16 protein-coding genes and 6 pseudogenes are annotated in these 12,606 nt (G+C 52.8%); 14 read left to right on the forward strand and 8 right to left on the reverse strand.

What is annotated here, in order from left to right; all coding sequences use genetic code 11:
- Positions 1-758: 758 nt before the first annotated feature.
- The 4 genes and pseudogenes from tnpC to E0E29_RS11600 form a co-directional block, all read right to left on the reverse strand.
- Complete coding sequence (tnpC, locus tag E0E29_RS11585) at positions 759-1,388, reverse strand: IS66 family transposase (RefSeq protein WP_130849971.1); 630 nt, start codon at positions 1,386-1,388, stop codon at positions 759-761.
- Positions 1,389-1,432: 44 nt separating this feature from the next.
- Positions 1,433-1,621 (reverse strand): annotated as a pseudogene (gene tnpB / locus E0E29_RS19265) (IS66 family insertion sequence element accessory protein TnpB); the annotation flags it as partial.
- Entirely contained in the window at positions 1,615-1,965 is a 351-nt protein-coding gene (gene tnpA / locus E0E29_RS11595) for an IS66 family insertion sequence element accessory protein TnpA (RefSeq protein WP_130849972.1), read from the reverse strand. The gene tnpA and the pseudogene tnpB, both read right to left, overlap by 7 nt.
- A gap of 135 nt (positions 1,966-2,100) precedes the next feature.
- Positions 2,101-2,589 (reverse strand): helix-turn-helix domain-containing protein, encoded by a 489-nt coding sequence (locus E0E29_RS11600; protein WP_130849973.1) that lies wholly within the window; start codon positions 2,587-2,589, stop codon positions 2,101-2,103.
- Between the two features lie 302 nt (positions 2,590-2,891).
- On the opposite strand from E0E29_RS11600, the gene E0E29_RS11605 reads away from it, so the two are divergent.
- The 5 genes and pseudogenes from E0E29_RS11605 to E0E29_RS11620 all read left to right on the forward strand — a co-directional run bounded on the left by E0E29_RS11605 (position 2,892) and on the right by E0E29_RS11620 (position 4,169).
- Positions 2,892-3,086: a helix-turn-helix domain-containing protein gene (locus tag E0E29_RS11605; protein ID WP_006571508.1), complete on the forward strand. Its 195-nt coding sequence runs from the start codon at positions 2,892-2,894 to the stop codon at positions 3,084-3,086.
- Between the two features lie 2 nt (positions 3,087-3,088).
- Positions 3,089-3,332, forward strand: a pseudogene (locus E0E29_RS19400) (Arm DNA-binding domain-containing protein); the annotation flags it as partial.
- A gap of 133 nt (positions 3,333-3,465) precedes the next feature.
- Positions 3,466-3,609, forward strand: a pseudogene (locus E0E29_RS19405) (DUF7768 domain-containing protein); the annotation flags it as partial.
- Between the two features lie 100 nt (positions 3,610-3,709).
- Positions 3,710-3,850 (forward strand): annotated as a pseudogene (locus E0E29_RS11615) (PcfB family protein); the annotation flags it as partial.
- A gap of 31 nt (positions 3,851-3,881) precedes the next feature.
- Positions 3,882-4,169, forward strand: a complete 288-nt coding sequence (locus E0E29_RS11620; protein WP_207303600.1) for a hypothetical protein — start codon at positions 3,882-3,884, stop codon at positions 4,167-4,169.
- A gap of 13 nt (positions 4,170-4,182) precedes the next feature.
- On the opposite strand, the pseudogene E0E29_RS11625 reads toward E0E29_RS11620, so the two are convergent.
- Positions 4,183-4,918, reverse strand: a pseudogene (locus tag E0E29_RS11625) (IS5 family transposase).
- Between E0E29_RS11625 and E0E29_RS19270 the strand changes: the two are divergent.
- From E0E29_RS19270 to E0E29_RS19410, 6 genes are all read left to right on the forward strand, one after another.
- Complete coding sequence (locus E0E29_RS19270; protein ID WP_423202444.1) at positions 4,911-5,201, forward strand: GNAT family N-acetyltransferase; 291 nt, start codon at positions 4,911-4,913, stop codon at positions 5,199-5,201. The pseudogene E0E29_RS11625 and the gene E0E29_RS19270 overlap by 8 nt on opposite strands.
- Before the next feature lie 145 nt (positions 5,202-5,346).
- On the forward strand, positions 5,347-6,480 hold the full coding sequence (gene tgt / locus E0E29_RS11635; protein WP_130849975.1) for a tRNA guanosine(34) transglycosylase Tgt: 1,134 nt from the start codon (positions 5,347-5,349) through the stop codon (positions 6,478-6,480).
- A gap of 97 nt (positions 6,481-6,577) precedes the next feature.
- The gene (locus tag E0E29_RS11640) at positions 6,578-6,817 is read left to right on the forward strand and encodes a helix-turn-helix domain-containing protein (RefSeq protein WP_130849976.1); all 240 of its coding nucleotides are present in this window, start codon (positions 6,578-6,580) and stop codon (positions 6,815-6,817) included.
- 20 nt (positions 6,818-6,837) lie between these two features.
- Positions 6,838-7,203 carry a hypothetical protein gene (locus E0E29_RS11645; RefSeq protein ID WP_130849977.1) on the forward strand — a complete coding sequence of 122 codons (366 nt, stop codon included), beginning with the start codon at positions 6,838-6,840 and terminating at the stop codon, positions 7,201-7,203.
- Positions 7,200-7,484 (forward strand): hypothetical protein, encoded by a 285-nt coding sequence (locus E0E29_RS11650; protein WP_130849978.1) that lies wholly within the window; start codon positions 7,200-7,202, stop codon positions 7,482-7,484. The genes E0E29_RS11645 and E0E29_RS11650 overlap by 4 nt, the downstream gene beginning before the upstream one ends.
- Positions 7,485-7,504: 20 nt before the next feature.
- Positions 7,505-8,323, forward strand: coding sequence for a dUTP diphosphatase (locus tag E0E29_RS19410; RefSeq protein ID WP_242622480.1), 819 nt, complete (start codon positions 7,505-7,507; stop codon positions 8,321-8,323).
- Between the two features lie 111 nt (positions 8,324-8,434).
- Here E0E29_RS19410 and E0E29_RS19415 read toward each other — a convergent pair.
- Positions 8,435-8,944 (reverse strand): annotated as a pseudogene (locus E0E29_RS19415) (IS110 family transposase); the annotation flags it as partial.
- Between the two features lie 404 nt (positions 8,945-9,348).
- Between E0E29_RS19415 and E0E29_RS11665 the strand changes: the two are divergent.
- The gene (locus E0E29_RS11665; protein WP_242622481.1) at positions 9,349-10,203 is read left to right on the forward strand and encodes a DNA cytosine methyltransferase; all 855 of its coding nucleotides are present in this window, start codon (positions 9,349-9,351) and stop codon (positions 10,201-10,203) included.
- Positions 10,204-10,458: 255 nt separating this feature from the next.
- Here the strand turns inward: E0E29_RS11665 and E0E29_RS11670 are convergent, their stop codons facing one another.
- Together E0E29_RS11670 and E0E29_RS11675 are read right to left on the reverse strand one after the other, a co-directional pair.
- A complete protein-coding gene (locus E0E29_RS11670; protein ID WP_165449886.1) occupies positions 10,459-10,965 on the reverse strand; it encodes a transposase in 507 nt (168 codons plus the stop codon).
- The gene (locus tag E0E29_RS11675; RefSeq protein WP_130849980.1) at positions 10,940-11,287 is read right to left on the reverse strand and encodes an IS5 family transposase; all 348 of its coding nucleotides are present in this window, start codon (positions 11,285-11,287) and stop codon (positions 10,940-10,942) included. Before E0E29_RS11675 ends, E0E29_RS11670 begins: the two co-directional genes overlap by 26 nt.
- A 230-nt stretch (positions 11,288-11,517) precedes the next feature.
- Here E0E29_RS11675 and yajC point away from each other — a divergent pair, with 230 nt between their 5' ends.
- Both yajC and E0E29_RS11685 read left to right on the forward strand, forming a co-directional pair.
- Positions 11,518-11,790 (forward strand): preprotein translocase subunit YajC, encoded by a 273-nt coding sequence (gene yajC / locus E0E29_RS11680; protein ID WP_130850863.1) that lies wholly within the window; start codon positions 11,518-11,520, stop codon positions 11,788-11,790.
- 72 nt (positions 11,791-11,862) lie between these two features.
- Entirely contained in the window at positions 11,863-12,282 is a 420-nt protein-coding gene (locus E0E29_RS11685) for a TIGR04086 family membrane protein (protein WP_242622482.1), read from the forward strand.
- The last annotated feature ends 324 nt before the right edge of the window (positions 12,283-12,606 follow it).

A 12,606-nucleotide genomic window follows, 5' to 3' on the forward strand; every position in this document is an offset into this window, starting at 1 on the left:
CACCACTTTGCAGGCAAGCAGGACGAAGGAATGTAGGGCAACGACCCTGATAGATATGGGAGGTTTGCTGCTGCGAAAGATGTGGTTTACCGTATGGCCTGTCATCCAGAAACCACTGGACGCGGGCTTTGCTGTACCCATTTTTCGCCGGAACCGATACTTGATGCTGTTCCTGCCTGTATCCTGCTCTGTATGAATTTGTGAAATCCTGCGAAAACGCAAGCATCAATGAGAAAAACTAAGATTATTTAGGGAGGTGGAAGGGATAAGGCCAGATAAAAAGCAAGAGACTTTTCTAGAAATGGTGCAATAAATATGATATAATACTTATAAGCCAACCAATCGTCCGTCTCAAGCAAACCCCTTGATAGGATGGCCCAGATAGATTTTTGATAGCAAAAGTCCGAATAGACCTTAGGATAAGGATAAATCTGCGTCAAATAAAACCACGACGAATTAAATCACCTATACAAAAAAGTTTAGAAATGGATTTAACTCGGCGAGTGGGAATAATTTCAGAGGCCCGGAAAAGCCTGATATGACTGGGTTTTTGAGGGGTTAAGGCCCTTTGTGGCAACGATTTGGCAACATTTTTTCATTATTCATAAAAAGAGAGCTAACTGATTTTGATTAGTCAGTTAGCTCTCTTTTTCTTTTTATTATTATTCTGTGCAACAAACGTAACCGTCAAATCTCCCTGCGCATAAAAAGGCCGCCATCTCAGTGCCTGTGCATTGAGATGGCGGCCTGCAGTTCTATTATGATTTAGGACTTCTGCATTCCTGGGGTGCGTTCACCGGGAGGAAAGATTCGGCCCAGGCTTCATCCGTCTGGCTCATGTCAGGCGCGTTGTGCAGGAGCCAAACCAGATAGCGGTAGGGATCCAGGTCGTTCTCCTTTGCGGTCTCAATCAGGCTGTAGATCACAGCGCTGGACTGGGCGCCGGCCGGGGTGTTGGAAAAGAGCCAGTTCTTCCGGCCCATGACGAATGGCTTAATGCTGCGCTCGGCACGGTTGTTGGAGAGTTCCAGCCTGCCGTCCTCCAGATAGCGTACCAGATAGGGCCACTGCTCCCGCAGATAGTGCAGTGCCTTGCCCAAGGCGGACTTGGGCGCCGTCTTGGCGCTGGTCTCATTTGCCCATGCCAACAGAGCGTCCAGAACCGGTTTCTCCAGTTCCAGCCGCTTGGTATAGCGCTCTTCCGGCGTCAGTTCCACGAGAGCCTGCTCCAACTGAAACAGCCTGGTGCAGTAACACTCGCCGGTGGCCGCCAGAGATTCCTGCCGTTTCTCTTTGAGCAGCGTTTGCAGCGCCTCGTCAAATTTTCGCCTGGCATGAGCCCAGCAGCCCACCACCCGGATGTTCTCCGGCAGCTTNGCCGAGGCCATTGAAAACTGCCGCTCTCCAGGCGCTTATACAGCAGCAGAAAGCCGTCTCCCTCCCAGTACAGCGCCTTGAGCCGGTCCCGCCGCCGCCCGCAGAAGAGAAACAGCGCCCGCTGAAACGGGTCCATCTGGAACTGGCTCTTTACCAGAGTGGCCAGTCCATCAATGCCCCGCCGCAGGTCTGTGTATCCGCAGGCGATGTACACCGGACAGCTGCAACTAAAATCGTTCAGCATATGTGCAGCATCTCAACCAATATTTTCAGCTGCTCCATCCCACACGACGGATAGATATCCATTCTCACATTCCCGACATACAGCGTAGCGGAATGTTCTGCTTCGTTGCGGCATTCCTGCCTTGGAATCGGCACTTTTGCAAAGGCAACCCTGTCCTGTCCTTCCTGCTGTGCCATGCTGCCAGCAACAGACAGTACTTCTCGCTCCCAGCGATAATATGTAGTTGGTGTGATTCCCTGTTGCCTGCACCATTCCCGAACCGATCGCCCGCTGCTCCGGCATTCCTTGATTGCTGAAGCCCATTCCTGTAACTGTGCCTGGTGTTTCAACTCGATAGATGTCACTGCAAGACCCCCCGTACAAAATAGTGCTGGAACGTTCCGCTACGTTCCAGCACTATTATCTCATACATGTCTATCCGCCTGCTCCTTTGACGGTTACCAACAAACGGCCTCTCCCGTGGCCTACAAGTGAGAGGATCAAAAGAAGTCCTGGGGCGGCACCTTCACATAGTTCTGGGACTTGTCAAATTCAGGGTAATGGTAGCGCCACTTGTCGTAATCCTCTTTGGAGATTTCGCCCGCCTCCAGCATGGCAGCGGCCTGTTGCCAGGAGCAAAGCATCTCATGCAGCCGAGCAGCGTCCTTGCTCTTCCGCACATCGACCTTCAGGCAGACTTCTCCATCCATCTCGCTAATCTTGAGCCCGTAGTTATCCTCCAGGGTAAACAGGGTGTGCATGAGCCCCACATAGGAGTCTATGTCCGGGACGGAGAGGGCATGGGGAGAAACATCCAGCACCTGGGCTAGGGCAGCAGTCAGGTCCGCCTTAGGGGTTCTTGATCCTGTTTCGTACTGTGCAAGGCGCACATCGGCAGACTTCTCCGGGAAGCCCAGCGCCATACCAAGATATTTCTGTGTCATCCCCCGCAGGAGACGGAAAAAGTGAATCCGTTCGCCAATCGCCATATCATCAACTCCAATCGTTGCTTGTCCTTAGGAAAAGCGTAGCAGAAATGCTTAGTAAAGTCAAGAGAATCCTAAACAATTTTATTTAATTTATTTTGCGTACTCCAATTGACACAAGCTATTATGCTTAGTATAATGGCAGTAGACTAAGCATAATAGCTTAGAATCGATAAAATAAAAAAGAACTGCCGCAATCCCTGGTTATACATCCGGGAAAAAGTGGCGGACGAAAGTGAGGAGGCATTTATGGAACACAATATCCAGCCGCAGCAGCCATCAACGAAGAAAGGAAGGTATTTTCAATGCAGGCACAAAACTTTATGCGCGTGGAGGAAGTGGCCCAGGAACTGGGCATCTCCAAGTCCCACGCCTACAAGGTGATCCATAAGCTCAACGCTGAGCTCCGGGAGAAGGGCTATCTGACCATTTCCGGGCGGGTCAATCGTAACTTTTTCATGGAGAAGTTTTGCTACGGCAAGACGGGAAAGGAGGGCTAATCATGGCAGTTTATAAGGAAGAAAAGACAAACACCTGGCGGGCGGTCTACCGCTATACTGACTGGAACAGCGAGCGCAAGCAGACCCAGAAGCGGGGCTTCAAGACCAAACGGGAGGCACAGGCCTGGGAGCGGGAACAGCTCAACAAGACCAGCGTCGATCTGGATATGACCTTTAAGAGCTTCGTGGACCTCTACACGGCGGATATGAAAACCCGGCTCAAGGAGAACACCTGGGCTATCCTGCACCACCCGGAGGGTGTTGACCTGATGCCTGCGGACATCCAGTTGTCTGGTATGGAGGTTTCTCTGGTGAACGCCATGAGCCGCGAGACCATCTTGCTGCAGTATCTGGACACCGTAAAGGGACAGTATTCCCATACCTGCGCCGGTCCCATGTGCTGGTGGTCTGCGGCCACGGCATCGACGAGACCGTGAAGAATGACATTGCCACCGCCGAGCGCCTGCGGATCACCGCCACCACCCTGGACGGCATCCTGACCGTGAAGGGCCAGGGGCGCTGAAAGGAGCCTGCCATGCTGAAATACCTGCTGCGGCGGCTGGTGGTCCCGCCTTAGTATCAAGCGCCACCCCTGCAAAATCCGTGGAAAGGAGGCGAGAAAAATGCAGGAGGAAGTGGAAAACAGGACTTTGACGCTGGTAGTCAGCGGAACAAAGTTTACCGGGCGGCTGCTGAAAGCCGCCATCACCAAGTACCTTGCCCACCGCAAGGAAAAGAAGCTGCAAAAGCAGAAAAGCCGGGATAAGTTAACCCTCCTATTGATGGAGGAAAGCTATGAATAACATTACCTTAAAGAAAATCGATGCGTCAAATTTCATTGATTGCTTCCACTTAGAACTTGCTGTTGGACAAGAGAAGTACGTTTCAAATCCGATTCGCAGTCTCGCACAAGCGTATGTCTATTACAACCAATGCGTGCCATTTGGCATATATGCAGAAGATAAAATGGTTGGATATGTAATGGTCATCTATGATTACGATGAAGAAGTATATAATATTTGGCACATGATGATTGGGGCTTGTTTGAAAAAAGGCGGAGATTGTGCTAAAGCAACAAAATAGCGATGGAGGCAAGCTACACAAAGGCTAGGAAGGAAGCATCCGACTTGTCATATCTGGTGGCGATTCTGCGAAACCACTTGATTTTCTGGAAAAAACACTCCACCAGATGGCGTTCTTTATACAGATGCCAGTCAACCGGCCAGGGATCGGAAACGTTGCTTTGCGGCGGGATCACATAGCTGGCCCCGTGCGCTGAGATATATTCCCGAATCGTCCGGGCACCATAGGCCCGGTCTGCCAGCACGGCACTCCCGCCGATTCTGACCTTTTTCAGCAGTTCAACAGCGTGAACCGAATCGTGGTCATTTCCAGCGGAGAGAAGGAACTCCACCGGGTTTCCCAGACCGTCTACGACAGCGTGGAGCTTTGTGTTCCACCCGCCTTTGGTACGGCCAACCGCCTTATCCGCCGTTTTTTTCCCCGCCATTTGCGCTTTCATGCACCTTTACGCAAGTGGAGTCCATGCTCAGGTTCTCCATATCCGCGTCCGCAGACAGTGTGTGGAATACCGCTTCCAGAGTGCCCTCATTCCGCCATTTGGCGAATCTTGCGTATATAGACTACCAAGGACCATAGGTCGCCGGCAGCTCACGCCACTGCGCACCGCTCCGGACGATCCAGAGCATTCCGTTGAGCATGATCCCGTTATCCTTCCGGGGACGACCCCGCTTTCCCGTTTCTTCCGGTGGCAGCAGCGGCTTGATTCGTTCCCATTGTTCTTTTGTTAATTCATATCGTTTCATGCTCATAGCTTCGCATAACTTGGTTTCTTGTGCAACTTTTATTTTTCAAACAAGGCCTGATCGCGCTTTTCAGGGGAAGGGGTACGGGAAAGGCGCATTGCAGGAAGTGCTCAAATACATTGCTTCAAAACCTTTTGGGAGTTCAAAAACCGTTTTAATTACCTGTAATCCCCAAAATGAAGTGGCATATAGACTATATCGCCAAATTGGATTTACCGAAACCGGCAAAAGTGATGATGATGAACTGGAATTGGGCATAACCCTGGCAAATGCGCGCCCATATCATTAAATTTGTCGAGCGGTCCGGCCTGTATGACCGGGCCGCTCCCTTCTGTGTGTTGTAAAACCGGCGGTCTTCTGTTATAATGGCATCTGTTGTCAATGAAAAATAGGACCGGACATCCAATTCCGGCCGGAAGAATAGGAGTTTTTGCGTGTTCGAAGTCATCAAAACCGAAGGCCGTGCCCGGCGCGGCCAGTTTTCCTGCGCCCACGGCGGTGTCGTCCAGACCCCGGTTTTCATGAATGTGGGTACCCAGGGGGCCATCAAGGGTGCAGTTTCCGCCCACGACCTCAAGGAGATCGGCTGCCAGATCGAGCTCTCCAACACCTATCACCTCCATCTGCGCCCCGGCGACGACGTGGTGCGGCATATGGGCGGCCTGCACAAGTTTATGGACTGGGATGGCCCCATCCTCACTGATTCTGGGGGATTTCAGGTCTTTTCCCTCTCCGGGTTGCGGAAAATCACGGAGGAGGGTGTCACCTTCGCCTCCCACATCGATGGTCGGCGGATCTTCATGGGCCCGGAGGAGTCCATGCGCATCCAGTCCAATTTGGGCTCTGACATCGCCATGGCCTTTGATGAGTGCATCGAGAATCCTGCCACCTATGAGTACGTAAAGCCCTCCTGCGAGCGCACGCTCCGTTGGCTGGAGCGATGCAAGGCTGAGCATGACCGGCTCAATGCTCTGCCGGGCACGGTGAATCCCCATCAGATGCTCTTTGGTATCAACCAGGGCGGTACCTATCCCGATCTGCGGATCTGGCATATGAAGGAGATCGCCAAGCTGGACTGTGACGGCTACGCCATCGGCGGCCTGGCGGTGGGTGAGCCTACTCAGACCATGTACGACATCATTGAGGCGGTGGAGCCCTATATGCCGGCGGACAAGCCTCGGTATCTCATGGGTGTAGGAACGCCCTCCAACATCATCGAGGGTGTGGCCCGTGGTGTGGACTTCTTCGACTGCGTCATGCCTGCCCGAAACGCCCGCCACGCAAAGCTCTTTACCTGGGATGGTGCCCTCAACATCAAAAATGAGAAGTACAAGCTGGATGATCGGCCCATCGATCCCACCTGTAACTGTCCCACCTGCCGCTCTTTCTCCAGGGCCTACGTGCGCCACCTCTTTGTGGCGGGGGAGATGCTGGGTATGCGTTTGGCGGTGCTCCATAACCTTTGGTTCTATAATGAGCTGACTCGCCGTATCCGTGAAGCTCTGGACCAGGGGTGCTTTGCGGACTTCCGGGTCGAGTATAGCGCCAGATTGGAACAGAGAGTATAAATTGCTGAATAATTAGAATAAATGCGAGAGAACTCGACAAGAGTTTTCCCGCATTTATTTTTTTGTCAAAAAGCCAGCAGAAAAGGAGGCGGGCAGGTTGAGTAAAAGACATCTCATGCTGAAAGACCGCATGGAACTTGAAAGATTGTATGGGAAAGGGTTCGGTGCGGCGGAGATCGCAACGAAGCTGAAAGTCCATCGCTCCACTGTGTACAACGAGTTGGAGCGCGGAGACACCGGAGAGATGGACGAAAATGGGCGGTTTGGGTATAGCGCGGAGCTGGCGCAGCAGAGACTTCTTGAAAATTACCGTCAGAGAAGAACGGCGAGAGCCTGACCAGGGAGAGGGGTACATATATGAAAGCCGCATACTGCGAGATCAAACGGGGCCGGAACTGCGTGACGGTCAATTACTATTCCAAGGAGGGATACGGCCTGGAGCTGGGCTGCCGCAAGCTGGAGCGGGAGCGCCGGGAGGCGTATGCGGCAAAGCGGCGCAGGCTGAACAGGATTAGGGAGAACATCGGGGCGAGTGTTGGTATGCTGGGATTTCTGCTGCTTCTCTGTGCGGGAGGAACTGAGGAAATTTCCGTGATTGTCATGACCGGGGCTGCCGGGCTGGTATTGATGGTGCTGGGCGGCTGGCTGGGCCATGCGTTCTACGGCCAGGAGGAAAATGCAGAGTGGCTGCGCCGGATGCGGGAACGGGGAGAAGTGGAATGACCGGGGAACGAGAGGCCATCCACCGGAGGGCAATCGAAAGAGAGCGGGAAAACCGCTGGAACGCAAAAGGCCGGGCCTGTGTCACCCATCCTAAGTACGGGTCTGTGGTGGTGCCGCACAGCTCCAACCTTGCGGCCTTGATGAACGCGGCGGAATACTGGGGCTGTGACTGGTCGGAGATCACCGGCGCGTCGGTCATGGTGGCAAATCCGGGAGACGGCCCGGTAGTGAAACCGAAAGAGTTTTGCAACCGGGTCGCAATTAGGCCGCGAATGATTTGAGATGATCGGAGGAACTGAATATGAAAGTGAGAATTAACGCCCATGGAAACGCCTTGCCGGAGGCTCACGGAGAATGGATTGACCTTTGCACAGCAGAGGACACCACGCTGAGCTTTCTGGAGTACAAGATCATTTCCCTGGGCATTTCTATTGAAATTCCGGCGGGCTACTATGCCCATATCGTGCCGAGGTTGTCCACATTCGGGAAGTGGGGCATCCTGCTTGCCAACAGCATGGGTGTGATCGAGAACGATTACTGCGGTGACGGGGATGTGTGGGGCTTCCCGGCGGTGTGCCTGCGCAAGGACGGGACAACCATTCCAAAGGGAACACGCATTTGTCAGTTCCGACTTGTGGAGAAAGCGCCGCCTGTTGAGTTTGTGCAGGTGGAGAGCCTGGGAAACGAAAACCGGGGCGGATACGGAAGCACCGGAGAACGGGCGGGTATGACCGAGAGCAGACAGCCGCAGGAAATGCCGGGCCAGAGAATGAGCCGGATCGAGCGGATGTTTGTGAGTCGTGATAGCTGGGCTACACCGGCGGCGGACGATGGACAGGGGCCGTATAAGGGGTTCTTGCTGATCGAGTGCGAGGAGTGCGGAGCGGTCAAAGCATTCTGCGCAAAGCGGGAGACCTACGGCTTTACGCTCCCTGTGCGCATTCAGTTGGTCGATGTGCAGCAGGCATTCCTTGAGTTTGGCTGCCTGTTCACGGGATACCACCCCGTCCACAGCAGCTTGGATTTCCTCAACAGGATGCTTGCAGCGCCGGTGGATAAACGGAGTCACATCAAACTGCTCACCAGGATACTCCAAAATGTACTGGATAATGGAGCGTGAGGATTTTCCAAACACGTCAGAAAACACATCATCCAGCTTCAGATTGGAAACGGTGAGGCAGTTTTGGGCGCGGTTCTTCTCTCCGGTCAGCATATTGGTGAGCTTCACACGGTAGCGCATCAGGTCACGGAGCTGGCGGATGTCCGGCGGTGGGATAAAGCTGGGCTTGACCATGCCGCACATATACAGGTCGCAGATCCACTTGGCGTCCTTGCGGTCGGTTTTGTTGCCCTTCTGCGGTTTCGTGTATTTCGGGTGCGCCAAGGTGACCCAACAGGTCTTTTCAAGGATATTGAATACAGGAATCCAGTATTTCCCTGTGGATTCCATGCAGACATCCGAGCAGGAGCATTTCGCAAGCCAGTCAGCCAGATCCCTCAGTCCGTTGGAAAACGAGGAAAAGCGAGCCTGCTTGTACTCTGTCCGGCCATTGGAATCCGTGATACCGATACAGGCAAATATCCAGGTTTTGTGAATGTCCAGTCCACAGCAGTTTTTGCGGAGAATTTTGAAAGCCATTTGCCTACCTCCAGACACAGTGTTTGGGGAGGTTCGGCAGGGACTGGCCACCCGGCAAAATCGAGTCGATTTGAAAGAGATAAGTTTACGGGCTGCTGTCATGCGCCATTCGTTGATGCCTTAACGGGTGGCCGAACCATATAGAAATGCGGGGTTGCCGTTATACAGCCCCGCCACTCACCTCCACGGTCTCTGTAGTATACCGAGCACTCCCGTGAACAGTATAGCAAACATCAATTTCAGGCGAAAGCACCTGCGTTTCATAACCCCGTCGGTGCCTTTCGCAGAAAGGCGGATTATAGGAATGATGGTAACTTTTGATATTTGTGCAGGCAACCCAGGTGCGCTGCAATTCCTGATGCAAGCCTACGACATGGATATGTTTAAGGCTGAACAGGGGTTCCAAAGGATGCAGCGAGCAGGCATCACGGGGGCGCGCCTGTATATGCTCTGGAATGACTGTTGCAATCCTAATGCACCGGACAACCCACCCATACACGGAACACATGCAAGCGAGCGTGTGGGATGTAGACCCGAGAGAGGTTTGCCGGGGCCGTCCGGTGGGGCTTGCGTGGTTCTCGCCGGACTGCAAGCACTTCTCCAAAGCAAAAGGCGCGGCGCTGGTAGACCGGAATATCCGGGGCCTTGCGTGGATTGTGCTGCGATGGGCCGGGACTGTCCGCCCGCGGGTGATTATCCTGGAAAATGTGGAGGAGTTCGTTACCTGGGGGCCTGTACGAAAAGGAAAACCGGTGAAGAAAAAAGCTGGACAGACCTTTCAAAAATGGAAGCGGCAGCTTCTGGAACTGGGGTATCAGGTGGAACACCGGGAGATCGTTGCGGCAGACCTGGGAGCGCCGACCACAAGAAAACGCTTTGTGCTGGTTGCTCGCTGCGACGGGCGGCCTATCGTGTGGCCGGAACGGACGCATGGGCCGAGAGATAGCGAGGAGGTACGAGAAGGGCGGCTGATGCCATGGAAAAGTGCCGCGGAGATCATCGACTGGAGCGTACCTTGCTACTCTGTATTTGCCAGTAAGCGGGAACTGAAAGAAAAATATGGTGTGAACGCCGTCCGGCCACTGGCGGATAACACCATGCGGCGGGTTATCCGGGGCGTGGACAAGTTTACCATCCGAAGCGGTCACCCATTCATCGTGGAGTGCAACCACGAAAGTGGAACGGTAGCGAATATCATGAGCATTGGGCAAACCGGCGGCGGAGATCGCGTCAGAGATGCCAGAGACCCTGCACCCACTGGGGTACTCTGTCCTCTCACCGCATTAAAGGAAGGGACGGTTACACCCCCGTTGGCCTTCAAAATGTTGATAAGGTGCTTGCGAGAGCAGAAGCCTTGTTAAAAGAAGTGGACGAGGAAATTAAAAAAGCAAAATTGAAAGGGGCATGAAAATCTATGTCACGATGTTCAAACCAACCCAAACATCATGTGGAATATTCTATGGTTCTTCCTGAAGGCGGAATTGGGAAGATCACCCGTAAAATGACCCAAGCGGCCCTTGCGCAGTTGCTCTTGAAGCCGGGAATAACTTTGATTTCTGTAAATCGTGAACCCGCTATATTCTACGGCAGAACGAAAAAGAAAGGGTGGTGAAAGCCTAATGTTGAAACATGAAAACCCACACATTGAAGTTCTGAATAAAAATCTGTGGGCGGTTCGGTTTTCCTTGCTTCCCTATATTCCGCAGATCAGCTATAAGCCTGATCCTGAAGTTCCTGTTGAACAGGTTCCGGGGCAGTTTGGCCCGGATGGAATTGATTTTCTGGAAAAAACACTCCACCAGATGGCGTTCTTTATACAGATGCCAGTCAACCGGCCAGGGATCGGAAACGTTGCTTTGCGGCGGGATCACATAGCTGGCCCCGTGCGCTGAGATATATTTCCGAATCGTCCGGGCACCATAGGCCCGGTCTGCCAGCACGGCACTCCCGCCGATTCTGACCTTTTTCAGCAGTTCAACAGCGTGAACCGAATCGTGGTCATTTCCAGCGGAGAGAAGGAACTCCACCGGGTTTCCCAGACCGTCTACGACAGCGTGGAGCTTTGTGTTCCACCCGCCTTTGGTACGGCCAACCGCCTTATCCGCCGTTTTTTTCCCCGCCATTTGCGCTTTCATGCACCTTTACGCAAGTGGAGTCCATGCTCAGGTTCTCCATATCCGCGTCCGCAGACAGTGTGTGGAATACCGCTTCCAGAGTGCCCTCATTCCGCCATTTGGCGAATCTTGCGTATATAGACTGCCAAGGACCATAGGTCGCCGGCAGCTCACGCCACTGCGCACCGCTCCGGACGATCCAGAGCATTCCGTTGAGCATGATCCGGTTATCCTTCCGGGGATGACCCCGCTTTCCCGTTTCTTCCGGTGGCAGCAGCGGCTTGATTCGTTCCCATTGTTCTTTTGTTAATTCATATCGTTTCATGCTCATAGTTTCGCATAACTTGGTTTCTTGTGCAACTTTTATTTTTCAAACAAGGCCTAGACAAAATAAAAGGTGAAAATTTGTGCGCAATAAATGCTTGACTTTTTCCAGAGAGTATAAATTTTACAAAAGGCTTGTCAAAAACGGCGGTTGACTGTATAATATATAAAGCTGTCCAAGCATAGCCTGAAACGAAGCAGGAATCAATCATTTGGAGGTAATGTCTTTTGGAATGGATGTCTACGATCGGTATGCTGGTGGTCATGCTGGCCATCTTCTATTTCTTGCTGATCCGGCCTGAGAACAAGAAGAAAAAAGAGCTGGCAAAGATGCGCAGTGAACTGACCATCGGAGATGAGGTCACCACCATCGGCGGCATCATCGGCACCGTCTGCGCGGTCAAGGAAGAGAGCATCGTTATTGAGACCAGCGCCGACCGGGTCCGGGTGGAGTTCGCCAAGTGGGCCATCTCCACCAAGGGCGCGCAGACCACTGAGACCACCAAGTGAGTTAACTCTATAGCATGACAAGCACCCTCCACGCATAGGCTTCATCAGAAGCGATGCGAGGAGGGTGTTTTTATGCGCAAAGCAGGGGAGGAGCAGGGTGTCAGATGGCTCCAGGTCATGACCGCCATACTGCTTGGTGGTCTATTGTCCCTGGCGGTGTGTTTAGCGGTTCTTCTGCTCTGTTCGATTGGTATTTCCAAAGGCTGGCTGGGCGAGACCTCCATGGATAAGCTGGCTATCGTCGCCTGCGTGCTGGGCGGCTTCTCCGGCGGTGTCCTGACGGTAAAACGCTGCGGCAGTCGAGCGCTTCTGTCTGGACTGGCGGCGGGAGGTGCTTTCTTTCTTCTGCTCCTCACAGGCGGTTTGCTGTTCTTTGCCGATACGGTATCTATGGATCAAGGGGGCCTAGGACTTCTGTCCGGCTGTCTGTGTGGCGGAGCCGTTGCTGGTCTCCTGTGCGCCGGCCCGAAAAAGAAGCGGCGCAGAAGGTGACTCAGAGAGGAGTAGAGGATGACATAATTGGCCGGAGCCTAGGCCCATGCGCAGGGTTTGTCAGTTGCCTATTGTTTGGGCTGGAATAGGGGATTACATTCTGTATAGCGCCTGGTCCATTCAAAAGATATACCAAATGTAAACACTATATGCAGTATGTATTATAATTTGCATTCTATATACAGTATATAATGCAAACGGACGAGGGCGTTTTCAGTTCCTCCCATTCATTAATTTACATAATCTATTTTACATAATATGTTGTCATAATTGCCAAAAATGAAAAAATATCCTGTCAAGTCATTGCAATATGATGCGATGGAG

Origin of the sequence: Intestinimonas timonensis, from assembly GCF_900626145.1 — a bacterium.
Lineage (GTDB): Bacteria > Bacillota > Clostridia > Oscillospirales > Oscillospiraceae > Intestinimonas > Intestinimonas aquisgranensis.